Origin of the sequence: Pseudomonas fluorescens, assembly GCF_902497875.1 — a bacterium.
GTDB classification, from domain to species: domain Bacteria; phylum Pseudomonadota; class Gammaproteobacteria; order Pseudomonadales; family Pseudomonadaceae; genus Aquipseudomonas; species Aquipseudomonas fluorescens_BR.
The window spans coordinates 126027-148372 of the sequence record NZ_CABVHY010000010.1 but is presented as its reverse complement, the minus strand read 5'-3'; the positions used below and the strand labels follow the sequence as shown (position 1 = coordinate 148372).

At 60.7% G+C, this 22346-nt stretch carries 19 protein-coding genes and 2 pseudogenes; 9 read left to right on the top strand and 12 right to left on the bottom strand.

Annotated features, from left to right (window positions below):
• Nucleotides 1–7: 7 nt before the first annotated feature.
• The 4 genes from F8N85_RS12240 to F8N85_RS12225 are packed head-to-tail and all read right to left on the bottom strand — an operon-like array spanning nucleotide 8 to nucleotide 4241.
• The gene (locus F8N85_RS12240) at nucleotides 8–463 is read right to left on the bottom strand and encodes a hypothetical protein (protein ID WP_150803872.1); all 456 of its coding nucleotides are present in this window, start codon (nucleotides 461–463) and stop codon (nucleotides 8–10) included.
• Entirely contained in the window at nucleotides 453–1850 is a 1398-nt protein-coding gene (locus tag F8N85_RS12235; protein WP_150803871.1) for a phosphatase PAP2/dual specificity phosphatase family protein, read from the bottom strand. Before F8N85_RS12235 ends, F8N85_RS12240 begins: the two co-directional genes overlap by 11 nt.
• On the bottom strand, nucleotides 1850–3607 hold the full coding sequence (locus F8N85_RS12230) for a bifunctional alpha/beta hydrolase/class I SAM-dependent methyltransferase (protein WP_150803870.1): 1758 nt from the start codon (nucleotides 3605–3607) through the stop codon (nucleotides 1850–1852). Before F8N85_RS12230 ends, F8N85_RS12235 begins: the two co-directional genes overlap by 1 nt.
• A gap of 10 nt (nucleotides 3608–3617) precedes the next feature.
• Entirely contained in the window at nucleotides 3618–4241 is a 624-nt protein-coding gene (locus F8N85_RS12225) for a CDP-alcohol phosphatidyltransferase family protein (RefSeq protein WP_150803869.1), read from the bottom strand.
• 242 nt (nucleotides 4242–4483) lie between these two features.
• Between F8N85_RS12225 and hflK (F8N85_RS12220) the strand changes: the two genes are divergently transcribed.
• From hflK (F8N85_RS12220) to cfaB, 5 genes are all read left to right on the top strand, one after another.
• Nucleotides 4484–6445 carry a protease modulator HflK gene (gene hflK, locus F8N85_RS12220; protein ID WP_150803868.1) on the top strand — a complete coding sequence of 654 codons (1962 nt, stop codon included), beginning with the start codon at nucleotides 4484–4486 and terminating at the stop codon, nucleotides 6443–6445.
• On the top strand, nucleotides 6442–7476 hold the full coding sequence (hflC, locus tag F8N85_RS12215; RefSeq protein ID WP_150803867.1) for a protease modulator HflC: 1035 nt from the start codon (nucleotides 6442–6444) through the stop codon (nucleotides 7474–7476). Before hflK (F8N85_RS12220) ends, hflC begins: the two co-directional genes overlap by 4 nt.
• Nucleotides 7473–8531 (top strand): protease modulator HflK, encoded by a 1059-nt coding sequence (gene hflK / locus F8N85_RS12210; RefSeq protein WP_150803866.1) that lies wholly within the window; start codon nucleotides 7473–7475, stop codon nucleotides 8529–8531. The genes hflC and hflK (F8N85_RS12210) overlap by 4 nt, the downstream gene beginning before the upstream one ends.
• On the top strand, nucleotides 8528–10447 hold the full coding sequence (locus F8N85_RS12205; RefSeq protein ID WP_150803865.1) for a cation-translocating P-type ATPase: 1920 nt from the start codon (nucleotides 8528–8530) through the stop codon (nucleotides 10445–10447). The genes hflK (F8N85_RS12210) and F8N85_RS12205 overlap by 4 nt, the downstream gene beginning before the upstream one ends.
• A 269-nt stretch (nucleotides 10448–10716) precedes the next feature.
• Nucleotides 10717–11904 carry a C17 cyclopropane fatty acid synthase CfaB gene (cfaB, locus tag F8N85_RS12200; RefSeq protein ID WP_150803864.1) on the top strand — a complete coding sequence of 396 codons (1188 nt, stop codon included), beginning with the start codon at nucleotides 10717–10719 and terminating at the stop codon, nucleotides 11902–11904.
• Here cfaB and cls read toward each other — a convergent pair.
• On the bottom strand, nucleotides 11901–13340 hold the full coding sequence (cls, locus tag F8N85_RS12195; protein WP_150803863.1) for a cardiolipin synthase: 1440 nt from the start codon (nucleotides 13338–13340) through the stop codon (nucleotides 11901–11903). The genes cfaB and cls overlap by 4 nt on opposite strands.
• A gap of 131 nt (nucleotides 13341–13471) precedes the next feature.
• Here cls and F8N85_RS12190 point away from each other — a divergent pair, with 131 nt between their 5' ends.
• Entirely contained in the window at nucleotides 13472–13993 is a 522-nt protein-coding gene (locus F8N85_RS12190) for a DUF3617 domain-containing protein (RefSeq protein ID WP_150803862.1), read from the top strand.
• 179 nt (nucleotides 13994–14172) lie between these two features.
• Here F8N85_RS12190 and F8N85_RS12185 read toward each other — a convergent pair.
• The 7 genes and pseudogenes from F8N85_RS12185 to folE2 all read right to left on the bottom strand — a co-directional run bounded on the left by F8N85_RS12185 (nucleotide 14173) and on the right by folE2 (nucleotide 19807).
• Nucleotides 14173–15500, bottom strand: a pseudogene (locus F8N85_RS12185) (dihydroorotase).
• 2 nt (nucleotides 15501–15502) lie between these two features.
• Entirely contained in the window at nucleotides 15503–16063 is a 561-nt protein-coding gene (locus F8N85_RS12180; protein WP_150803861.1) for a carbonate dehydratase, read from the bottom strand.
• Nucleotides 16060–16496: pseudogene (gene hisI / locus F8N85_RS12175) on the bottom strand (phosphoribosyl-AMP cyclohydrolase). The gene F8N85_RS12180 and the pseudogene hisI overlap by 4 nt, the downstream one beginning before the upstream one ends.
• Entirely contained in the window at nucleotides 16493–17368 is an 876-nt protein-coding gene (locus F8N85_RS12170) for a metal ABC transporter substrate-binding protein (RefSeq protein ID WP_150803860.1), read from the bottom strand. Before F8N85_RS12170 ends, hisI begins: the two are co-directional and overlap by 4 nt.
• Before the next feature lie 11 nt (nucleotides 17369–17379).
• The gene (locus F8N85_RS12165; protein ID WP_150803859.1) at nucleotides 17380–18246 is read right to left on the bottom strand and encodes a metal ABC transporter permease; all 867 of its coding nucleotides are present in this window, start codon (nucleotides 18244–18246) and stop codon (nucleotides 17380–17382) included.
• Nucleotides 18246–18914 carry a metal ABC transporter ATP-binding protein gene (locus F8N85_RS12160; RefSeq protein WP_150803858.1) on the bottom strand — a complete coding sequence of 223 codons (669 nt, stop codon included), beginning with the start codon at nucleotides 18912–18914 and terminating at the stop codon, nucleotides 18246–18248. Before F8N85_RS12160 ends, F8N85_RS12165 begins: the two co-directional genes overlap by 1 nt.
• Nucleotides 18911–19807: a GTP cyclohydrolase FolE2 gene (folE2, locus tag F8N85_RS12155; RefSeq protein ID WP_150803857.1), complete on the bottom strand. Its 897-nt coding sequence runs from the start codon at nucleotides 19805–19807 to the stop codon at nucleotides 18911–18913. The genes F8N85_RS12160 and folE2 overlap by 4 nt, the downstream gene beginning before the upstream one ends.
• A 179-nt stretch (nucleotides 19808–19986) precedes the next feature.
• Between folE2 and dksA the strand changes: the two genes are divergently transcribed.
• The 3 genes from dksA to F8N85_RS12140 are packed head-to-tail and all read left to right on the top strand — an operon-like array spanning nucleotide 19987 to nucleotide 22343.
• Complete coding sequence (gene dksA / locus F8N85_RS12150; RefSeq protein ID WP_150803856.1) at nucleotides 19987–20391, top strand: RNA polymerase-binding protein DksA; 405 nt, start codon at nucleotides 19987–19989, stop codon at nucleotides 20389–20391.
• A 27-nt stretch (nucleotides 20392–20418) separates the two neighbouring features.
• The gene (gene zigA, locus F8N85_RS12145; RefSeq protein ID WP_150803855.1) at nucleotides 20419–21627 is read left to right on the top strand and encodes a zinc metallochaperone GTPase ZigA; all 1209 of its coding nucleotides are present in this window, start codon (nucleotides 20419–20421) and stop codon (nucleotides 21625–21627) included.
• The gene (locus F8N85_RS12140) at nucleotides 21627–22343 is read left to right on the top strand and encodes a DUF1826 domain-containing protein (RefSeq protein WP_150803854.1); all 717 of its coding nucleotides are present in this window, start codon (nucleotides 21627–21629) and stop codon (nucleotides 22341–22343) included. The genes zigA and F8N85_RS12140 overlap by 1 nt, the downstream gene beginning before the upstream one ends.
• Nucleotides 22344–22346 lie beyond the last annotated feature (3 nt).

The window sequence follows — 22346 nt, the reverse complement described above, 5'->3', positions numbered from 1 at the left end:
GGATTCCTTATCCAGCAAAGGGCAGCCAGGGGCTGGCGAGGATGACCGCGAGTGGCGGTAGCACTTGCACGGCCAACAGCTGTACTTGCCGACGCAGCAGCTTCAGCGCGCCGCGGCTGCGCTCGGCCCAGCTCCTGGGGGGTCGATTGGGTTTTTGCAGGCTCAGGCTCTGCAACGCCCGGTCCATGGCTTGCGTGCGTTGGGTCAGTTGCTCGGTTTCGCTGGCCATACGCTGAAACAGGTCCGCGTCGAAAGCTACCCGCAGCGCCCAGTACTTTTGCAACAGCCCGAGCAGCACCATCCACGCGCTGAGGATCAGACAGACCGGGCTGATGGTGGCCAGCAACAGTTGCACCAGGCCGAGCAACAAGCCCAGCAGGGTGATGCCCGTGGATAACTGATCCACAGCCCGACCCCGGCGCAGCAGGCTGGCGACGACTTCCAGGGACAGGTCAGTGGCCATTGGCAGTCCTCATTTGCTCCAGTGCCTGGCGGTGGGCCAGGCGCAGTACGATCCCGGGCCGCTGCTGTTGAATGTGCATCTGCGCCGCCTCGACGCTGGCCGCGCGACCGCTGTACAGCAGCCAGGCGGCGACGGCCGTGGCACTGCGTGAATAACCCAGCGCGCAGCAAACCAGCAACGGCCCGTGCTGACGCAGGTGCTCAATGGCCTGCGCGGCTTCCAGGCATTGCTCGGCGGTGGGGGCGATAAGGTCGAGCAAGGGCAGCGAGTGATAGGTCAGGTCCGGTGCGTGCAACGACAATTCAGCGCAGAGATCGAGCACCGCGCGGAACGGGCTGTGTTTCAGTTCCGATGAACTCGGGATCCGCCCTAGCCAGACGTTATCCACAACCCGATCGGCCTGTGGATATTTTTTCAGTTGGGTGTTTTTCAGCCCTGTGAAAATGTTACCCACAGCCCGATTTCCCTGTGGGTATTTTTTTGTCCACAGCCTCGAGTTGATCCAGGCCGCCCCCAGATAGGGCGCCAGCAACCAACGGACGGCCGGGCTCAACCGGCCATCGGCACCCTTCTGGAAGCCGGCGGCATCGAACAGCGCGTAGTTCAATGCGACCATCAACAAGGCCACGGCCGGCCAGAGCAACCACAACCACCCGCCACCAATAGCGAAGGCTGAAATGCCCGGAATCATTGCTCCCAGGGCATAACTCAGCGCCAGTTGCCAGCGCTTGCGATCAGCTGCCAGGCGCGCGGTCTGCAGCGGACTGGGGCGGTCCAACGGCCACAACCAGACGCACAGCCAGCCGGCCAGAACGCCTGTGGGTAAGTCGATAAAGTGGTGTTGATAAGTGCTGAGTACAGAAACCCCGATCAGCCCGAACCAGCCATGCACCAACCAACGCCAGGCACCCTGTGTATAACGTTGGTAGCAGACCCAGAGCACCACCAGCAGGGCAATGTGCAGGGACGGCGCTTGATTGAAGGGTTTGTCGAAGCCCGCCAGTACGTCGAACAGCCAACCGAATACGCCATCCATTTCCGGGCGCTGGAAAGTGAAGCGCAACGGCCAAAGCAGGAAGCAGCTGATGGCGATCGCCTGGGCCGTGAGCAGGCGCAAGGCATGGCGCCTGAGTTCGTCGCGGCTGCTCGGCAACAGCAGCGACAGTCCGTACAGCAAGTCGATTGACCAGTAGGGCACGATGGTCCAGGCGAGGAACGGAATGTTCGACTCCCAGCCAAATACCAGGCTACCCACGTCATCTCGCTGAGCGGAAACCCAGGTGGCGAAGCCGTAGGTGCTGAAAAACAACGGCGCCAGCAGCAGCAACCAGAGCAGCGCCGACTTCAGCAGGCCGGCCTCTCGCAGGGGCGTTACGACGGTGGTCATCATTGCACCCGCTGCGCCAGCGACACGCTGAAGATGCCCCATTCATCGATACGCTGGGTGATCTTGCGAAACCCTGCCGCTTCGACCAACTGATCCATTTCCGCCTGGCTGCGGCGGCGCATGATCCAGGCCTGACCCTGGCGGTGGCTGGTCAGGGCGCGAGCGATAAGCTCCAGTTGCGGGTGCCACGGCTGGCCGGTGTAAAGCAGATAACCGCCGGGCTCGACGGCGGCGGCCAACCCGGCCAGCGAGCCGCCGACCAGCTGGTTGTCGGCGAACAATTCGTAAAGACCAGAGACCACCGCCAGGCTCGGTTTCGGCTGCAGCGCCGCGAGATCGGCCTGGTCGAAGGCATCGCCTTTGACGAAGCGAGCTATCTCGCTCAAGCCTTTCTCGGCAATCAGCGCGCTACCTTCGCGCACATTGAGGTCGCTGTAGTCACGCAGGAGGATCGATTCGGGCAGCGGGTTGACGCCCTGCAAGGCTTCGAGAATGTAACGTCCGTGGCCTGCGGCGATGTCGACGATGCGTACTTCGCGCTGTTGCTCGCGCAGCTGTGCCATCGCCAGGCGCAACAGTTCCTCCAGGTGCAGTTTGCGTTGGCGAATGCCGCGCCAGCCGATGGAGTTCAGGTAGTTCTGATCGATCATCCGGCCCACGGCGGTGTGCCCGGTCGGCTGGTTGCGGTAGACGTAATCGAGGGTGCTGCCGGAGTCGAAACCACTGTCGAAGCCGAGTTTGACCCCGGCCGACAACCGACTGCCCAGGCGCATGCTGGCGCGGGTCAGGCGCCAGTACAGGTCACGCAGCGAGTTGCGCGGCAAGGGTGCGGCCAGCGCTTCGGATTCGGCACAGGTCAGGCCGAGGCGGTCGGCGTCGAGCAGGGAAGGGCGGTGTACCGGGCGCTGGAAGTTCTGCAGGATAAAACGCTTGGCGCTGCTCAGCGCTATGCCGCGGTCCCGTTCGCCGAGGGTGTCGTGGAAGAACCCTGGAAGAATGTGTTTTTCCTTCTGCAAACTGCCGAGGCGCTCGAAGAATTGTTCCTGGGGTTTGCGATGCACCACGAAGTCCGAGCCGGAGATCAGCAGTTGGGTGGGCACCTGGATCGCCTGGGCATCGGCGACCACGCGGTCCGCCGCTTCATACAGCCCGAGCAACACATTCACCGAAATCGCTTTGGTAATCAGCGGGTCGCTGTCGTAGGAGTCCACGCGTTGTCGGTCGTGGCTGAGCAGGCGCGCCTTGACGTAACTGTTGACGAAGAAGTTGCCGCGAGACTTGCGCATCAGGGCCAGGCCCGTCCTGGCGAAGGGCACGTAGAGTTTCACCTTGAACGCCGGAGAGGCCAATACCAATGCACGGATTCGCGGCGCGTAGTCGTGGACCCAGGTGGCCACGATCACCGCGCCGACGCTCTGGGCGATCACCGCCATGTTCTCCTGGTTAACCTGATGGGCCGCACTCAGGTGATCGCAGAAGGTCTGCACGTCGCGCACGCTGGTGGAAAAACTCGGGCTGTCGCCCCGGGCACCGGGGGATTGGCCATGACCGCGAGCGTCCCAGGCGAAGAAATCGAATGCTGGCAGGTCCAGCTCATCCACCAAATGGGCGATACGCCCGGAGTGTTCATGGCCGCGGTGAAACAGCACCACGGCCTTGCGCGGCTCCCCGGCAGGCAAGGCGCTGGCAGGCCAGTGGCGGTAGAACAGCGGTACGCCGTCGTGGGTGCTGAAAGTCTGATCCCGGGCTTCACGCATGCTGATCTCCTTATGCCGATGGGGCGTTATTGCGGGCTTCTTTCAAGCCCTGACGGACCCGATTGACCAGGGTGAACAGCAGCAGAGCAGCGACCACTAGCAGCAGGCCGTTGATCCAGGCTGCCGCGAGCCAGCCCAGGGCAATCCCGGTCGCCAGCACGCCGAGCACCAACGCCCGATCGCTTTTGCCCATCGGGCCGTCGTAGCGTCGCGAAGCGCCGACCATTGGCCCGAGCACCCCCGCGTATTCACTGAATAGCGCCAGTAATGTCACCAGCAACACGATCAACGGGTCCGCTCCAGGGATCATTGCAAACGGCAGGATCAGCGCGCTGTCGGCGATGATGTCGCAGAGTTCATTGAGGTAGGCGCCCAGGGGCGATTGCTGGCCGAATTCACGGGCCAGCATGCCGTCGATGGCATTCAGCGCCATGCGCAGAATCATCCACACGGGTATCAGTGCGAACACCCACGGATGTTCGGCGAAACTGGCCACCGCGACACCCACCAGCACCGAGATCAAGCCCGCCAACAGGGTGATTTGATTGGCGGTATTGCCGTTATCGAACAGGCGCTGAACCAAAGGCCGCAGCAGGTTTTGAAAGGCTGGTTTGAGCTGGTAGATGGAAGGCATGGAGGGGACAGTTCCTTGTCGAGATGTTGATGATCAGTGCCGTAATGTCTGGCCCTGAGCGTAGCTGGTAGCGAAGAAGCCTGCCTGATGCCGGCCAGTCGAGTGCAGAACACTATTAGTCAGGAGTGTGCGGCACACAAAAAATTCACTATTATCGTTATATCGTAACAAAATAAAGAATTCGCAACGGCCGGGGACTTATCCCCAGGCCAGGTTTTGGCAACGGCAAGCGCTGGGGTGGTATGCAGATCGATCTGGAAGCGGGTGGGGCGGATGTAGAAGGACTGCCGCGGTTTCAACAGGCGGCATTTCACGCGCGACGCTTGAAGCGAATGGCTAGTGGCCTGGCAGGGTTGGCGGCGATTGCGCTGGCGCTGGGCTTTTTTGTCGGCGTGTTTGCACCGCAGTCGGTCTGGCCTGCGTTGCTGGTCAACCAGGCCGCGGCGTTACTGGTGGTGGTCGCAGGCCTGCAATCGGCCTGGTGGGTGAGCCGTTGGCGACAGCAAGCGTTGGGGACTTACCAGCCGGCGACGGTTGAAACCGCCGTCAGCACCCCCGCCGAAAACCTTGGTTGGTACGAGCGGTTGCTGGAGCGTATCAGTCATCGATGGTTCAGTCTGCTGGCGCAGATTGGCGCGCCGATCCTTTGGTTGGCCGGTTGGGCGCTGCTGACACTGTTGAGTATCGAGCAGGTCTGGAACCTGTCGTTGCCCGGGGCGGCAGTGGGTCTATCGGCCAGTGTCGGGGCAGCACTTTCGTTGTTGCTGGCTTTTGGCTTGCTGGTGTTCGAACGGCAATTGGCCCAGGAAAACCCTGCCGAGTGGCCCGAAGCCGGGCAGCTTGGGCAGTTGATCCGGGTAGCGATCATTTGTCTGGTGTTGAGCGCGCTTTGCCTGTTGTTCAGCAGTGAGGCGTCAGTCTGGCCAGTACGACTGGCGGTGTTGATTGGCCTGTTGCCAGGTTTGGTGGCGGCCGAATTTCTGCTGCGCGCGGTGTTGTCGCTATTCAGCCCGCGCCGTGAACAACTTGAGCCACGGCTGCTGGCGCAGAGTTTTGTCGCCGATACGCTGCGCTGGCCACCGCAGCCCTTGCTGGCGTTGCAGCACGAGCTGCACAACCGCTTTGGCATCGACCTCAGGCAGATCTGGGCCTTCAGCTACATGCGCCGGGCTTTTTTGCCGGTGTTGTTGGTGGTACTGGCAGTCGGTTGGTTACTGAGCGGGATTCACGAAATTCCGCTGCAAGGGCGGGGCATTTACGAGCGATTCGGCAAACCGGTGGAAGTCTTCGGGCCAGGACTGCACGCCGGATTGCCGTGGCCGTTGGGCCGAGTGTTGAGCGTCGAGAATGGCGTAGTGCATGAGTTGGCCACAAGCGGTGAAGCGCCTGTCGCAACATTGCCCGAGCCAGCGGAAGGTCCGGCGCCGTTGATCGCCAATCGGCTGTGGGACGCCAGCCATGTGAATGACAAATCCCAAGTGATCGCCAGCAGCCGCGCCGACAAACAGAGCTTTCAGATCATCAACATGGACGTGCGTTTTGTCTACCGCATCGGCCTGACCGATCAGGCGGCACTGGCGGCGACTTACAACAGCGCCGATGTGCCGAGCCTGATTCGCAGCACCGCCAGCCGGATTCTGGTTCACGATTTCGCCTCGCGGACCCTCGATGGTTTGCTGGGCGAGGACCGTCAGGGGCTTGCCGAGGAGATCGGCCGCGCCGTGCAGGCTGACTTGCAGAAGCTCGACAGTGGCGTGGAAATTCTGGCCACCGTAGTCGAAGCGATCCATCCACCGGCAGGCGCCGCCAACGCTTACCACGGGGTGCAGGCGGCGCAGATTGGCGCTCAGGCATTGATCGCCCGAGAGCGCGGCGCGGCCAGCGAACAGACCAACCAGGCGCAGTTGCTGGCCAGCATTGCCCGCGATCAAGCGGTGGCCATCGCCCATGAAATCAGCGCCACCGCCCAAGCCGCCGACCGGCGTTTTGCCGCCGAGCAAAAGGCTTATGCCGTGGCCGGCCAGGCTTTTGTGCTGGAGCAATATTTCAGTCAACTGACCTTTGGCCTGGCTAATGCCAGGCTGCTGGTTCTCGATCATCGACTCGGTGCCAACGGTGCGCCGACCATCGATCTACGCACGTTCACGCTACCGGCTGACCCTGCGGCGCCGCGTAATACCGTTCAGCCAGGAGCCGCCCAATGAGCCAGCCGCATTCCCACGATGAGCATCAAGACCATTCCGGCCACGAGCACGGGCACCCTCACGGCCACCACCATCATCACCATGGTGAGCCGCAGGAGGCCGGGCCTTTTCCCTGGCGGCGCATGGCGTGGGCGGCGTTGTTGGTGTTGTTTGCCATTGCCGCCGCGAGCCTGGTGCAAGTGCGTTCTGGCGAAGCGACGGTGATTACCCGCTTCGGTAACCCGTCGCGGGTGCTGCTGGCTCCTGGTCTTGGCTGGCGCTGGCCAGCACCGTTCGAAGCGGCGATCCCGGTGGATCTGCGATTGCGCACCACCTCCAGCGGATTGCAGGACGTTGGTACTCGCGATGGATTGCGGATCATTGTGCAGGCTTACGTGGCGTGGCAGGTGCAGGGCGACCCGGACAATGTGCAGCGCTTTATGCGCGCAGTGCAAAACCAGCCAGATGAAGCGGCGCGGCAGATTCGTACCTTTGTTGGCTCGGCACTCGAAACCACGGCCAGCAGTTTCGACCTGGCGAATCTGGTGAACACTGATGCCAATCAGGTCCGTATTGCCGACTTCGAAGCGCAGTTGCGCAAGCAGATAGATCAGCAACTGCTCACCACCTATGGCGTACGTGTGCTGCAAGTCGGCATCGAACGGCTGACCCTGCCATCGGTGACGCTGACTGCCACCGTCGACCGCATGCGTGCCGGGCGTGAAACCATCGCCACCGAGCGCACGGCAATCGGCAAACGCGAAGCGGCGCAAATTCGTTCTGCCGCTGAACGTGATGCGCGAATCCTGCAAGCCGATGCAACGGTAAAAGCTGCTGATATCGAAGCTCAATCCCGAGTCGAAGCCGCGCAGATTTACGGCCGCGCTTACGCGGGTTCGCCGCAGCTGTATAACTTGCTGCGTTCGTTGGACACCTTGGGCACAGTGGTCACTCCGGGTACCAAACTGATTTTGCGCACTGATGCGGCGCCATTCCGAGTGTTGGTTGATGGGCCACCGAGTCTCGGCACCAAGGCCAGGTCGCAACCATGAATAAGGTTCCACGTGGAACAAATGCTATCGACAGCCCTTGGATTCAGGCCGGCCGTTTGGCTTTTCTGGCGTTGTACGCGGTCACGGTATTGGCGGCGCTGGCGTGGTTGTTCTCCAACGTGCGGCAAATCGATCCGCAGAATCGGGCGGTGGTGTTGCAGTTCGGCGCCCTGGATCGGATTCAGAATGCCGGTTTGCTGTTGGCCTGGCCGAGTCCGTTCGAGCAGGTGGTGTTATTGCCGGCGGCAGATCGGGTAATCGAACGCCGGGTGGAAAACTTGCTGCGCTCCGACGCCGCGCTGCAGGGTGATCGAGTGGCGAGTTTCGCCACACCGTTAAGTGACACTCTGGCCGGCTCCGGTTACTTGCTGACGGGTGATGCCGGTGTGGTGCAACTCGATGTGCGGGTCTTCTACAAAGTCATCGAACCCTATGCTTTCGTCCTGCAAGGCGAACATGTGCTGCCGGCGCTGGATCGACTGGTCACCCGCAGTGCAGTGGCGCTGAGTGCCGCACGAGATCTGGACACTATTCTGGTGGCGCGCCCCGAGTTGATCGGTGCGGGCAACCAGGCCGCCGAGCGTCGCGAGCGACTGCGTGGCGATCTGGTGCGCGGAATTAACCAACGCCTGGCCGAGCTGAGCGCAACCGGACTGGGCTTGGGGATCGAGGTGGCGCGGGTCGATGTGCAATCGAGTTTGCCCGGCCCGGCGGTGAACGCCTTCAACGCCGTGCTGACCGCCAGCCAACAGGCTGACAAAGCCGTGGCAAATGCGCGAACCGACGCCGAAAAATTCACCCAGACTGCCACCCAGCAAGCCGATCGTGCCCTGCAAGTTGCCCACGCCCAAGCCAGTGAACGCCTGGCCAAAGCCTCGGCCGACACCGCGACGGTACTGAGCCTGACCCAAGCGCAGCAGAAGGGTGCCGACCCGGAAATGCTCCTGCGTATCTACCGCGAGCGTCTACCGAAAATCCTTGGCCAGGCCGGGTCGGTAACCACGGTCGATCCTAAAGACGATTCGCGCTTGATCATCCAGGGAGCCGAACAATGACTGCCAAATCCTCCGCCACACAGCCTGCGGTGAGCATGCTGACTTCTGTCGAACAACGCAGCGCCGCTCGCCAATTGACCTTGGCCATGCTCGCCCTCGGCTTGCTCGCCCTGGGTCTGGTCTGGCGCTGGTGGGCGCCGGAGCAAAGCGGCGTCAGTCAGTTGCTGCTGGGGTTTGCCTCATTGCTGGTGGCTGTACCGGTGATGCGTTCGGCCTGGTATAGCCTGCGTTATCCGAGTCTGCACGGCATCACCGATCAGTTGATCGCCTTGGCGATGATGGGTGCCTGGGCCACTGGCGATTTGCTGACCGCGGCCTTGCTGCCGATCATCATGATCTTCGGTCACGTGCTCGAAGAGCGTAGCGTCATCGGCTCCCAGGAAGCCATTCATGCCCTGGGCAAGTTGACTCGCAGCCATGCACGGCGAGTGCAGGCCGACGGCACGATTATCGAAGTGGACAACGCCACGCTCAAGACCGGCGACCAGGTGGAAGTGCGCGCCGGTGATCGGGTGCCCGCTGATGGCCTGGTACTTTCCGGGCAAGCCAGCCTCGACACCGCGCCTATCACCGGAGAGTCGGTACCACTGGAGGCGAGTGTTGGCATGCAGGTGTTCGGCGGGGCGATCAACCTCGATGGCTTGCTGCGGATTGAAGTCACCCGCACCGGAACTGAATCGACGTTGGGCAAAGTTATCGCCCTGATGCAAAGCGCCGAGCGTTCGAAGCCGCCGATCACCCGTTTGCTTGAACGTTATGCCGGCAGCTACATGGTGCTGGTCTTGCTGCTGGCAGCCGTGACCTGGTTTATCAGCAACGATGCCCAGGCGATGTTGGCGGTCCTGGTAGCGGCCTGTCCTTGCGCCCTGGTGTTGTCGGCACCGGCCACGGCAATTGCCGGGATCGCCGTGGCGGCTCGTCACGGGATTCTGATTCGCAGCTCGGCGTTTCTCGAAGAGTTGGCGGACCTGACTTCGCTGGTGGTCGACAAGACGGGAACCCTGACCTTCGGCACCCTGCGTCTGCAGTCGATCGACAGCCCGGTCGAGGATCGCAGCCCATTGTTGAGGCTGGCAGCCAGCCTTGGCTCCGCCAGCAGCCATCCGGTCAGCCGAGCATTGGCCGGGTTGGTGACGCAGGAGCATTTTCTGCTGTTGTCGGATATTCGTGAGCGCCAGGGTTTGGGTGTGGTTGCGCAGACCGAGCAGGGTGAGGCGGCGCTCGGTCGCCCAGAGTTGTTTGCGCAGTTGCAGATCGCCACGTCTGCCGTGCCCGAGCATGACGGTCCGATCGCCGGCCTCGCACTGGACGGACAATTTCTCGGCTGGCTGTTGCTCGCTGACAGCATCAAACCCGAGGCCCGCCACGCCCTGAGTGAGTTGCGTGAACTCGGCCTGGGGCGGCAATTGCTGCTCACCGGTGATCGGCAAAGCGTTGCCCATAGCCTGGCCCATGAAGTCGGGATCAGCGATGTCGAAGCCCAGGCTCTGCCCGAAGACAAGCTCAACCGCGTGCTGCAAGAAATTCGTAGTGGCTTCCGGCCGATGGTGGTGGGGGACGGGATCAACGATTCGCTGGCCCTCAAGGCCGGGGTCGTCGGTGTCGCCATGGGTGCGGGCGGGGCGGACATCGCATTGGCTTCGGCCGATATCGTGTTGATCGGCAGCGACCTGCGGCGCTTGGGCACCTGTGTGCGCTTGAGTCGCCAGTGTCGGCAGACGCTGCAGGTCAACGTGATCATCGGTCTGGGCTGGACCCTGGCGATTATCGCGTTTGCCGCCTTCGGCTGGTTGGGCGCCGCCGGGGCGATGATTGCGGCCGTGCTGCATAACCTCAGTACCTTGTTGGTATTGGGCAACGCGGGACGGTTGCTGCGTTTTCAGGAGCCGTTGCTCAAGCTCCAGGAGGAGGTTTGACCCTGCGCGTGCAGCCCATTTCACCGGCTGCAAATCGTTGAAGGGCAGGGTGGTGGTCAGGGCTTATAGCTTTTTCGAACTGTTCAGCGAGTTGGCAGTCTCTTGTGAAGAGGGTGTGCCAAGACAGACTGTAAACTGGCTGAAACAGTTGAGTTAGGGCAGTTTGATCAGCCTCGCTGGCCATAGAGAAAGGCTATGAGTTGGATAGCCTGCTAATTGTCCTGGATGGTCTACCCTCACATCAGATGCCTGAAACAAGGGGACTCTCCATGCTCGCGCATATTCCACCGGCCTTACAGAATCTGCAGTTACCGTTACGCCTCAGACTCTGGGATGGTCATGAATTCAATCTGGGCCCAACACCCAGCGTCACCATTGTGGTCAAGGATCCACAGATGGTTGCCCAATTCACTCATCCCAACCTGAATCTGCTGGGCAGTGCTTTTGTTGAGGGCAAACTGGAACTGGAAGGCTCGATCCATGACGTCATTCGGGTGTGCGATGCTCTGAGCCAGGCCCTTTTGGATGAGAGCGACGATCTTCAGCCGGTGCGCTCCGAGCACGACAAAGCCACCGATGCGGCGGCCATCTCCTATCACTACGACCTGTCCAATGCCTTCTATCAGCTCTGGCTGGATAGCGACATGGTCTATTCCTGTGCCTATTTCGAGACCGGCAGCGAGACGCTCGAACAAGCCCAGCAAGCCAAGTTCCGTCATCTGTGCCGCAAACTGCGCCTGCAACCCGGCGAGTACCTGCTGGATGTCGGTTGCGGTTGGGGCGGGCTGGCGCGCTTCGCGGCCCGGGAGTTCGGCGCGAAGGTATTCGGTATCACCCTGAGCAAGGAACAATTGGACCTGGCGCGTGAGCGGGTGGCGGCCGAAGGCCTGGAAGATCAGGTCGAACTGCAACTGCTCGATTACCGTGACCTGCCCCAGGACGGTCGCTTCGACAAGGTGGTGAGTGTCGGCATGTTCGAGCATGTGGGCCACGCGAACCTCGCGCAGTACTGCAAGACCCTGTGCGGTGCGGTGCGCGAGGGCGGGTTGGTGATGAACCACGGGATCACCGCCAAGCACACCGACGGCCGGCCAGTCGGGCGGGGCTTCGGTGAATTCATCGGACGTTATGTATTCCCCAACGGCGAGCTGCCGCATCTATCGATGATCTCGGCCAAGATCAGCGAGGCCGGGCTGGAAATCGTCGACGTCGAAAGCCTGCGTCTGCATTACGCGCGCACCCTGGACCATTGGAGCGAGCGCCTGGAGGACAATCTGGAAGCCGCCGCGAAACTGGTGCCAGAGCAAGCGTTACGCATCTGGCGGCTCTATCTGGCTGGGTGCGCTTACGCGTTCGCCAAGGGCTGGATCAATCTGCACCAGATTCTTGCGGTCAAGATCCACCCCGACGGTAGCCACGAACTGCCGTGGACTCGCGACGATATCTACATCCCTTAAAGGATCGGCGATATGAGCCGGGCGACTCGCATGCCTAGCTGTTGCAGGCGGCGGGTGTCCCGGCTTTCGCCTTTGGCGATCTCGTGAGCCAGGGCAAAGTCAGCGTTGAGCATATGCTCGACCTCGGTGGAGAATTGGCTGTCGACGGTCAGCAGCATCACTTCGAAGTTCAGCCGGAATGAACGGTTGTCCAGATTCGCGCTACCGATAGCGCTGATTTCGCGGTCGACCAGCACCACCTTCTGATGCAGGAAGCCTGGCTCATAACGGAACACTCGCACCCCGGCCCGCACTGCTTCGAAAGCAAAGAGGCTGGAGGCGGCATAGACGATGCGGTGATCGGGTCGCGAGGGCAGCAGAATTCGCACATCGACACCGCGCAATACCGCCAGGCGTAGCGCGGCGAACACGGCTTCATCGGGAATGAAATACGGGCTGGTGATCCAGACCCGCTCGCTGGCGGCATGAATGGCTTCGACAAAGAACAGCGAGCAGGTTTCATAGGAGTCGGCAGGGCCGCTGGCCAGCAGTTGGCAGAGCACGCCGGCGTCCGGATAGGTGTCCGGCAGGATCAATGGCGGCAGTTGGCGTGCAGCCCAGAACCAGTCTTCGGCGAACGACTCCTGCATGCAGGCCACTACCGGTCCAGTAACGGCTATATGGGTGTCGCGCCAAGGTGCCAGGGGCGGTTTCTCTCCCATGTATTCGTCGCCGACGTTGTGCCCGCCAACAAATCCATGCAAGCCATCGACCACGACAATTTTACGGTGATTGCGAAAGTTGACCTGAAAGCGATTGAGCCAGCCACTACGGGTGGCAAAGGCTTTGACCTGCACGCCGGCATCGCGCAGCGGCTGAACATAGTTGTGAGGCAGGGAGTGGCTGCCGACGCGGTCGTAGAGCACGTAGATCGCCACGCCTTCGGCGGCTTTTTCCATCAACAAGGTCTGCAGGCGACGACCGAGCTGGTCGTCGTGGATGATAAAGAACTGGATCAATACCGCTTGCCGAGCGTTACGAATGGCATCGAAAATCGCCGTGAACGTGGCTTCGCCATTGATCAGCAGACGCACCTGATTATTCGCCAGGCACGGCATGCGGCCCAGTTTGGGCATGGCTCGTAACGAGGCATAGGCCTTTGAGGCGCGGGCGGCCAGCGCTTCTTCGACCCAAGGGCGCCAGTTGAGGTCGGCAATGGCTTTGCGCATCTCTTCGTTGGCCTGGCGTCTGGCCTTGATATAGGCATCGAATGTACTGCGGCCGAAGACCAGATAGGGGATAAGTGTCAGATAAGGAATGAACAGCAGTGACATGGCCCAGGCAATCGCGCCTTGAGCGGTGCGGACGGTGAACACCGCATGGATAGCGGCGATCGTGCCCAGCGAGTGAATAATGGCGATCAGATAACCGAAAACATGCGGGCCAAAATAATCCATGGGGCAGCCTGACTCCTGATGATTCAATGCTTAACAGACCATGTTCTGCGGCGATTGTCGCTATTTAATTCGCCATGCAACCCAAGTAGATTCTTGACGTCTAACGGCCACTATCCTCTAGGAGTTACTCGATGAACGTTCGTCTGCTGGGTTTGGCCATGGCTGTTGGTGTGTTGCTTCCTGTGGCCGCTCAGGCACAGATGCTGCAGCCCGGCTTGTGGGAATTGACTTCAAGCAATATGAAAGTCGACGATCAGAATCTGCCGGATCTGCAACTGATCCTTGGTCAGTTGCAGAACCAGATGACCCCGCAGCAACGGGCTGCACTGGAGAAGCAGGGCATCACCATGGGTGGCAAAGGCATTCGGGTCTGCCTGACGCCGGAACAGGTGAAGTCCGACACCATTCCGTTGCAAGACCCGCAATCGGGCTGCAAACAGGAAGTCACCGAGCGTATGGGTAACCAGTGGAAATTCCGCTTCAGCTGCCCGAAAGCGCAAGGTACCGGCGTCGCCAACTTCCTGAGCGACCGAGAATTCACGACCAAGGTCAATGGCACTTTCAATGCCACGGGCATCCAACAGAAGGGCAGCCTGGATACCCGCGCGGTGTGGATGGGGCAGGATTGCGGAACGGTCAAACCAAGAGCTTAAAAGCTTCGCCGGCCAGCCCGCTCCCACAGGTTCAGCGCGAACCCTGTGGGAAGGGCCGGGCAACGTCCGCTTGCCCGCGAATACGTCAGAACAGGCATCGTAAAAAGCACTGAACAGCCTTGGCTTCCCGGCTCAACCGCTCACACACCTATTCAACACCCATCTGCCCCCAATCCTCCCTAACGCATAAACCTCAGTGGCAACCCCCGGCACCTGTCATAGAGACGATTGGCGTGCCAGGCAATTTGCCCCGAAACCAGTGTGGTGCTGACGCTGTGGCGAAAGCGCCGTTGGGCAAAGGGCGTCCAGCCGCATTGGGCGAGGATCGGTTGCCGATCGACAGCTTTCCCGTCGGGCTGGGCTTTGATCAGCACCAGGTCGGCCCAATAGCCTTCACGCAGGTAACCGCGATCGGGAATGGCGAACAGGTCAGCGACTCGATGGCTGGTTTTTTCCACCAGGGTGGTGAGCGGCAAAAGTTGATCGGCCACCAGCTCCAGCAGCGCGGGGAGGGCGTGTTGCACCAGGGGCAAGCATGACGGTAGGGCAGCTGTTTCTCGGCCCAGGTGTGCGGCGCGTGATCGCTGCCGATCACGTCCAGGCGGTTGCCCACCAAGGCCTGGCGCAAGGCATCGCGATCGGCTTGGGTCTTGATTGCCGGGTTGCACTTGATCAGGTTGCCGAGGCTTGTGTAGTCGCGATCATCGAACAGCAAGTGGTGCAGGCAAACCTCAGCGGTGATGCGTTTTTCGGCCAGCGGTTTGTCTTCGAACAAGGCCAGTTCGCGAGCGGTGGACAGGTGCAATACGTGCAGCCGCGTGCCGTGGCGTCTGGCCAGATCCACGGCCATCGAGGAAGAGTGAAAGCAGGCTTCGGCATTGCGAATCAGTGGATGGGCTGCCGCCGGAATGGCCTCGCCGAACAGTTCCTGCAGATTGCGTTCGTTGGCCTGGATGCTCGGTGTGTGCTCGCAATGGGCGAGCAGGATAGTCGGGACTTCGGCGAACAGCCGCTCGAGAATCCGCGGGTCGTCCACCAGCATGTTGCCGGTAGAGGCGCCCATGAAGACTTTCACCCCAGCCACTGAACAGGGATCGAGGGCGGCTACAGTGTCGAGGTTGTCGTTGCTGACGCCGAAGTGAAAGCCATAATTGGCCACCGAGCTGATCGCCGCGCGGCGCTTCTTGTCGGCCAGTGCAGCGAGGGTCAGAGTCGCCGGGCGGGTGTTGGGCATGTCCATGAAACTGGTGATGCCACCGGCCACCGCGGCCCGCGATTCGGTGTAAAAACTGCCCTTGTCCGGCGCGCCCGGATCGCGGAAATGCACTTGGTCATCGATCATGCCTGGCAGCAGCAACTGGCCTTTGGCATCGATTTCCGTTACCGCGTTTTCACCTTCGATGCTGGCGGCAATCTTCACGATACGCCCGTGGTCCACTAGCAGATCACCCTCGAATTCACGGCCTTCATTGACCAGCCGGGCGTTGCGAATCAGCACACTGCTCATGGTCAAAACTCGTTCTGCAGGGCTTTGTAACCGCGCACCAGATCGACGTTGGTGCGCGCCACGTCCTCGGAAAATTCCGCAGCACTGACGCTGACGGGAGGGAACTGCGAGAGGTCGGTGTTGGGTCCGATGCGGGTGGTCGAGGGCACGTAGAAGCCTTCGGGCAAATCCCGCCCGTCGACCACCGAGTTGTGTCGCACCACGCAACCGTAGCCCACCGCACAGTTGAACAGCACGCTGTTGAAACCGATGAAAACCCGGTTGCCGACCTGACAGGGACCATGAACGATGGAGCGGTGGGCGATCGAGCTGAACTCGCCGATGGTCACTGCTGCCCCGGATTTGGAGTGGATCACCACCCCGTCCTGGATGTTTGAATTGGCACCGATGGTGATCGGCTCCATCGCGCCGTACGCGTCGACTTCATCGGCGCGAATCACTGCGTAAGGGCCGACGAAGACGTTCTCGCCGATCACTACTTTGCCGCAGATGATCGCGGTTTTATCCACATAGGCGGACTCGGCGATTACCGGCAAATCGCCCGACGGATTTTTCCGAATCATGAGTTGGGTTCCTCTTCGGCAGCGCTGATGACCTGCACCGCGCCGTCACGAATGGCGTTGTAGAAACAGTTCGGCCGATCGGTGTGACAGGCCGGACCTTGTTGGTCGACCAGCAGCAACACGGCGTCGCCGTCGCAGTCGAGGCGCGCTTCGATCAGCCGTTGGCGGTGACCGGAGGTCTCGCCTTTGCGCCATAGTTGCTGGCGCGAGCGTGACCAGTAACAAACCTGGTGGCTGGCCAGGCTTTCAGCCAGCGCCTTGCGGTTCATCCAGGCGAGCATCAGCACCTCACCGCTGTCGTGTTGCGGGCGATGGCGGCGATCAATCCATCGCTGTTCCACGGCAACGCATCGAGCACATCAGTGAGTGGCCAGCGACTGCCAAGAGCGGCGCTTTCCAGGTCCTGCATCGACAGCTGCGGGCGCTCGATCATGGTTTGCTCAAGGCCTCGTACAGGGTGTTGAGGTTGTATTCGAACAACCCGACAAAGGTGCTGGCCGGACCTTCGGCGGCGAGGGCGTCGGAGTACAAGGTGCCACCGATATGCGCGCCGCTCTCTTCGGCAATTTGCTTGAGCAGGCGCGTGTCCTTAATGTTTTCCATGAACAGCGCTTTGACCTTGGTCTGTCGGATCTGGGTGATCAACGCAGCGACTTCGGCGGCCGAGGGTTCACGCTCGGTGGACAGACCTTGGGGCGCCATGAAGTCGATGCCGTAGGCTTGGCCGAGATAACCGAAAGCGTCGTGGGAGGTGACGATCTCGCGATTGCCTGGGGGCAGGGAACCGAGCTTGGCCTTGGCTTCGGCCAGCAGACGGTAGATCTGTTTCAGGTAGGCCTGGCTGTTACGTTCGTAGTCGGCCTTGTGCGCTGGATCAGCCGCGATCAGCGCCTTGCTGATGTTGCTCACATAGAGCTCGCTGTTCGCCAGGTTGTGCCAGGCGTGCGGGTCGGGAATGCTGTCGCCGTCCTCATTCAGGGTTCGCGGGATTACTCCACGGCTGGCGCTGATCACTGGGGTTTTGGTCTCGGTGCTGGTGACCAGACGATCCAGCCAAGGCTCGAAACCCAAGCCATTTTTAATGATCAGCCTGGCCTTGAGCAGCGCCTTGGCGTCGTTCGGGGTGGGCTCATAGGTGTGGGCGTCGGCGTCCGGCCCGACCAGGTTGATGATCTGGATATGCTCGCCGCCGACCTGCCGGGTCATGTCGGCGAGGATGCTGAAACTGGTGACCACCTGCAGCTTCTCTGCGGCCGCCAGCGACAACGGCAGCAGCAGACTGAACAGCACGAGTAGAGCGCGCATCGGGGAACACCTCATTGGGATGTGTGCAAAGGCGGGCGGCGCAGCAAGCCGTGCACCGGTCCGAACACCACGGACAGCAAATACAACGCGCCAGCCACCAGCACGATGGCCGGACCGCTAGGCAGCGAGTAGTAGAACGACAGCAACAGGACGAGCCATACCGAGAGGCAGCCGAGCATCGCGGCGATGGCCATCAACATCGGCAGGTGTCTGCTCCAGAAGCGCGAAGCCGCTGCCGGCAACATCATCAAACCGACCACCATCAGCGCGCCGATAGCCTGGAAACCGATCACCAGATTCAGCACTACCAGGGTCAGAAACAGCCCATGTGCCAGTGGCCCGAGACGGCTGACAATTTTCAGGAATAGCGGGTCGAGGGTGTCCAGCAGCAGTGGTTTGTAGATTGCCGCCATGGAGATCAGGCTGAAGGCCGAGACCCAGAGCATGCCGGTCAATGTCGGTCCATCGACCGCGAGTGCCGAACCGAACAGCAGGTGCAGCAAGTCCAGGCGCTTGCCGGCAATGCCGAGAATCAGCACTCCGATAGCCAGGGAAATCGGGTAGATCGCCGCGAGGCTGGCGTCTTCCCGCAGGCCGGTGCGACGAGTGATCCACGCTGCGAGCCCAGCCATGCTCAGGCCGGCACCGAGGCCGCCAATGGTCAGCGCCGGCAGACTCAAACCGGCAAACCAGAAGCCGAGGGCAGCGCCGGGCAAGATCCCGTGAGCCACCGCATCGCCGATCAGGCTCATACGCCGCAGAATCAAAAACACGCCAAGCGGGGCGGTGCTACAGGCCAACACCAGCCCACCGACCAAGGCTCGGCGCATGAACATGAACTCGTGGAACGGTTGCCAAAGTTGGGCGGCGGCGATCATCACGCCACCTGCATCAAAGGCTGTTGTGAGATCAGTTCGACACTGGGCGCGAGCACGCAGCCGCTGCTTTTGATCAGCAGTGTTTGAGGGATGTGTCGGCGGACAGCAGCCAGGTCATGGCAAACGACGACCAGTGTCCGGCCTTCGGCATGCCAGGCGTGGATGTGTTTCCAGAGCAGTACCTGACCGAGTTCGTCGAGCGCAGCGTGAGGTTCGTCGAGCAATAGCAGCGGCGCTTCGGCCAGACTCAAACGAGCGAGCAGGGCGCGTTGCAATTCACCGCCGGACAAGGCCATCAATGACCGATGTTCCAGACCGCTCAAACACCAGTCTTCCAGTACGGTGTGCAGGCGTTGGCTGCGGATCGGTGGTGCTTGTTTGTTACCCCAGGATCCCGCCGCCACCAACTCTTGAAGACTAATGGGGAACTGTCGATCCAGATGCTGCTGTTGCGGCAGAAAGGACAGACTGCCGCGTCGTGGAACTTCCAGTTCGACTTTACCGGTCAAGGGCCTCTGCAACCCGGCGATGACTTTCAGCAGACTGCTTTTACCTGAGCCATTAGTGCCAACTACAGCAGTCAGGCTGCCGCTGACCAGTTCGAAAGTAACCGGGGGAGTGAGCGGTTGGCCGGGCGCACCCCAACGCAAGCCTTCGCAACGGATCATAGTGCCCCCCAGTTCCAGCGGCTTTCGGCCACGGCGTCGTGGGCGTGCAGACTTTCGGCGTGGACAACTCGCAGGTGGAAGGCGCTGATGCCTGGCGATCTTTTCAAAGCCAGATTCAGTCGTCGGGCGGCGTCTTCGCAGAACATCAGATTCTGACCATTTGCCAAGGCAAAGGCTTGTTCGTCGGCGCGTTTCACTGCGGTTTGAACGGCGGTGCCGAGGGCTTCTTCAGCGTCGTTGATCACCGCGATCAATGGCAGGCCTTCGAGATAGTCGTCCAAACGCAGCTGTAACTGCGCACTGCTTCGCTGGCTGTGGGGCGTCGCAATGATGCCTTTTGAAGAGCCGAGCCAAGCCAGAACGTCGGCGTGCTGCAACGCTTTGTTGGCAAAGTCATCGACAAACTGCTGCTGAATCAGCTGTCTCGAAAGTGCGGCTGAACAAGGGCAAGTTGAGGAATAGGTAATCTCGATTTTTAGTTCCACGTGGAACATTGCGTTTTTCAGTCGCGCTTCAATGCTCACCGGATAGGTTTTCCAACCGGCCAAGGGGCTGACCAAGGCTGGTCGTTTGAGAAGCAGATCGGTGTGGATTCGTAGATAGGCGTTGCTGGCCAGGCCGTCATGACTGTCGAGAAAACGTTGCAGAACCTGACGTAAAAGCAGTGGCGTGAGGTTTTGCTGCTCGAGTTTTTTCAACGCTAGATACAGCCGAGACATATGAATGCCGCGCGCCTCGCCATCATCTAGGCTGACGCCGGCGTCCGCTTTGGCGCTGATTCGCTGGCCATTGAACAACACCGGTAAAGCAATGCCGCACATGCCCACCCATTCGAGGGGCAAGTTTTGGCGTGAGGCCTGCGCGGCGATATCCGGCAGAGTCAACGCATTCATGGGCAGGTCCATCGTTCTTAGGTGATCGATAATGTTATATTATAACTTTACAGTCGGCGATGCCTTTTTCATGGCAGAGATCAGAAGCGTGTGGACCAGGCGGTGAAGGGGACAAAAGGGGATTGGCTTTAACACAATGTTATAACGTAGCATTAGTAAAAGCCTGACCCGTGATTCCCATGACTGAACAAGAGCTCCTCGTCCAACCCGCCGCCGATTACATGAACGAGGCCCAACAAGGGTTCTTTCGTGGCCTGTTGCTGGCTCAACGCTGCGAACTGCAGGAGCGTATCGCCGCTGAGTTCGAGGTGTTGCGCGAGCAGGAACCCAGCAGCGATCCGTCGGATATCGGTACTGCCGAAGAGCAACGCCAATGGCAACTGCGCCTGCTGGAGCGGGAAAAGAGGCTGCTGGACAAGATCGACGAAGCCCTCGAGCTCCTGGCTCGCGGCGAATACGGCTGGTGCCGCGAAACCGCTGAGCCGATCGGTCTCAAGCGCTTGCTGTTACGGCCCACCGCGACCTTGTGTATCGAAGCCAAAGAACGTGAAGAGCTGCGCGAACGCCATCAACGGGTGCTTTGACCAGCCACATCTGATGAGGAACACCTGATGCCCAATCGCCTCCCCGTTACCGTGCTGTCCGGCTTTCTCGGCGCAGGTAAAAGTACGCTGCTCAACTATGTCCTACGCAATCGCGACAACCTTCGGGTGGCGGTGATCGTCAACGATATGAGTGAAATCAACATCGATGGCAGCGAGGTTCAGCGCAATGTCACGCTCAATCGAGCCGAAGAAAAGCTCGTCGAGATGAGCAATGGCTGCATTTGCTGCACCCTGCGTGAAGACTTGCTCGAGGAAGTCAGCAAGCTCGCCAGGGACGGTCGTTTCGATTACCTGTTGATCGAGTCCACCGGTATTTCCGAGCCGTTGCCGGTGGCGGAAACCTTCACCTTTCGTGGTGAAGATGGTCAGAGTCTGGCCGACATTGCCAGGCTCGACACCATGGTCACGGTGGTGGACGGCATGAACTTCCTGCTCGACTATCAGGCCGCCGAGAGCCTCGCCTCTCGCGGTGAAACCCTGGGCGAAGAGGATGAGCGTTCGATCACCGACCTGCTGATCGAGCAGATCGAATTCGCCGACGTGATCCTGATCAGCAAGATCGACCTGATCGGCAGCAGCGAACGTCTGGAACTGATCGCTATCCTCGAACGGCTAAATTCCCAGGCTGAAATCATTCCCATGGTCATGGGTGAAGTGCCGTTGAAGAAGATCCTCAATACGGGGCGCTTTGACTTTGAGCGTGCCGCTCAGGCTCCGGGCTGGTTGCAGGAACTGCGCGGTGAACATGTACCGGAAACCGAGGAATACGGCATTGCCTCGACAGCCTATCGAGCGAGGCGCCCCTTTCACCCTCAGCGCTTTTACAGCTTCATCGACCGCCCTTGGGTGAACGGCAAACTGCTGCGCTCCAAGGGCTTTTTCTGGCTGGCCAGCAAGCATCAGGAAGCAGGCAGCTGGTCCCAGGCCGGGGGGCTGATGCGCCATGGTTTTGCCGGACGCTGGTGGCGATTCGTGCCAAAACCCCAGTGGCCGCAGGATCAGGAAAGCACCTCGGCGATCATGGCGAACTGGACCGCAGCCACCGGTGATTGCCGTCAGGAACTGGTGTTCATCGGCCAGAACATCGACTTCGCCCGGCTGACCGAAGAGCTCGATAGCTGCCTGCTGACCGATGACGAAATGGCCTTGGGCGTAGACGGCTGGCGACTGTTGGTCGACCCATTCGGGCCTTGGCATGAAGAGGAGGCGGCTTGATGTTCCGCCTGCTACAGAACCCTGTGGGAGCGGCGGTGCGGCGATCCGACTTGCCCGCGAAGACAATCCTGCTCCCGGTACAACGCCAACGGCAGAAACCCGGTCAAGTTCACGGTGAAACCCCCGAAGTTTTTATTCAAATACTCGAAGACAACGTCAATCTCGCCCTCTGGCAGCGCCAGCTACCTGTTCATATCGCCGACTTTGGTGCCTTGTTACTGTCCCTGGGCGTGCCCTTGGCAGAATCACTGTCACTGGAACTGGACAGTGAGGATGCGCAACCAAACCTGCGCGGCCTGGTCTCGAGCTTCAGTGATCTGGAAGGTTACGAAGGCTTCATCGCCGACGTCTCCTGGCTGGTCAGCGCCTTCGCCTGCCTGCTGGGCGCCAGGTGCATAGGTTTGCGGCTGCGGGTGCTGGACAAGGCCATGTGCCCGCGTTTCCACGTCGATCATGTGCCGGTGCGCCTGATCACCACCTACGCCGGCATCGGCAGCCAATGGCTGCAGGAGGGGGCAATGGATCGCCGGCAATTGGGCCAGGCCGCTGCCGAGCCCCAGGACGACTCACAGATCCAGCAAGTCACTTGCGGTGAAGTGGCCTTGCTCAAGGGTGAGAAATGGCACGGCAATGAAGGCTTCGGCCTGATCCACCGCTCGCCGCAACCGGGCCCGGGTGAGCGTCGGCTGATCCTGACCCTCGACTGGTTGAGCTAGGCA

Bases quoted from the DNA above. Each gene is read 5' to 3' on its own strand.
- F8N85_RS12240 (WP_150803872.1), bottom strand. From the start codon at position 463: ATGGCCACTGACCTGTCCCTGGAAGTCGTCGCCAGCCTGCTGCGCCGG.
- F8N85_RS12235 (WP_150803871.1), bottom strand. From the start codon at position 1,850: ATGACCACCGTCGTAACGCCCCTGCGAGAGGCCGGCCTGCTGAAGTCG.
- F8N85_RS12230 (WP_150803870.1), bottom strand. From the start codon at position 3,607: ATGCGTGAAGCCCGGGATCAGACTTTCAGCACCCACGACGGCGTACCG.
- F8N85_RS12225 (WP_150803869.1), bottom strand. From the start codon at position 4,241: ATGCCTTCCATCTACCAGCTCAAACCAGCCTTTCAAAACCTGCTGCGG.
- hflK (WP_150803868.1), top strand. From the start codon at position 4,484: ATGCAGATCGATCTGGAAGCGGGTGGGGCGGATGTAGAAGGACTGCCG.
- hflC (WP_150803867.1), top strand. From the start codon at position 6,442: ATGAGCCAGCCGCATTCCCACGATGAGCATCAAGACCATTCCGGCCAC.
- hflK (WP_150803866.1), top strand. From the start codon at position 7,473: ATGAATAAGGTTCCACGTGGAACAAATGCTATCGACAGCCCTTGGATT.
- F8N85_RS12205 (WP_150803865.1), top strand. From the start codon at position 8,528: ATGACTGCCAAATCCTCCGCCACACAGCCTGCGGTGAGCATGCTGACT.
- cfaB (WP_150803864.1), top strand. From the start codon at position 10,717: ATGCTCGCGCATATTCCACCGGCCTTACAGAATCTGCAGTTACCGTTA.
- cls (WP_150803863.1), bottom strand. From the start codon at position 13,340: ATGGATTATTTTGGCCCGCATGTTTTCGGTTATCTGATCGCCATTATT.
- F8N85_RS12190 (WP_150803862.1), top strand. From the start codon at position 13,472: ATGAACGTTCGTCTGCTGGGTTTGGCCATGGCTGTTGGTGTGTTGCTT.
- F8N85_RS12180 (WP_150803861.1), bottom strand. From the start codon at position 16,063: ATGATTCGGAAAAATCCGTCGGGCGATTTGCCGGTAATCGCCGAGTCC.
- F8N85_RS12170 (WP_150803860.1), bottom strand. From the start codon at position 17,368: ATGCGCGCTCTACTCGTGCTGTTCAGTCTGCTGCTGCCGTTGTCGCTG.
- F8N85_RS12165 (WP_150803859.1), bottom strand. From the start codon at position 18,246: ATGATCGCCGCCGCCCAACTTTGGCAACCGTTCCACGAGTTCATGTTC.
- F8N85_RS12160 (WP_150803858.1), bottom strand. From the start codon at position 18,914: ATGATCCGTTGCGAAGGCTTGCGTTGGGGTGCGCCCGGCCAACCGCTC.
- folE2 (WP_150803857.1), bottom strand. From the start codon at position 19,807: ATGAATGCGTTGACTCTGCCGGATATCGCCGCGCAGGCCTCACGCCAA.
- dksA (WP_150803856.1), top strand. From the start codon at position 19,987: ATGACTGAACAAGAGCTCCTCGTCCAACCCGCCGCCGATTACATGAAC.
- zigA (WP_150803855.1), top strand. From the start codon at position 20,419: ATGCCCAATCGCCTCCCCGTTACCGTGCTGTCCGGCTTTCTCGGCGCA.
- F8N85_RS12140 (WP_150803854.1), top strand. From the start codon at position 21,627: ATGTTCCGCCTGCTACAGAACCCTGTGGGAGCGGCGGTGCGGCGATCC.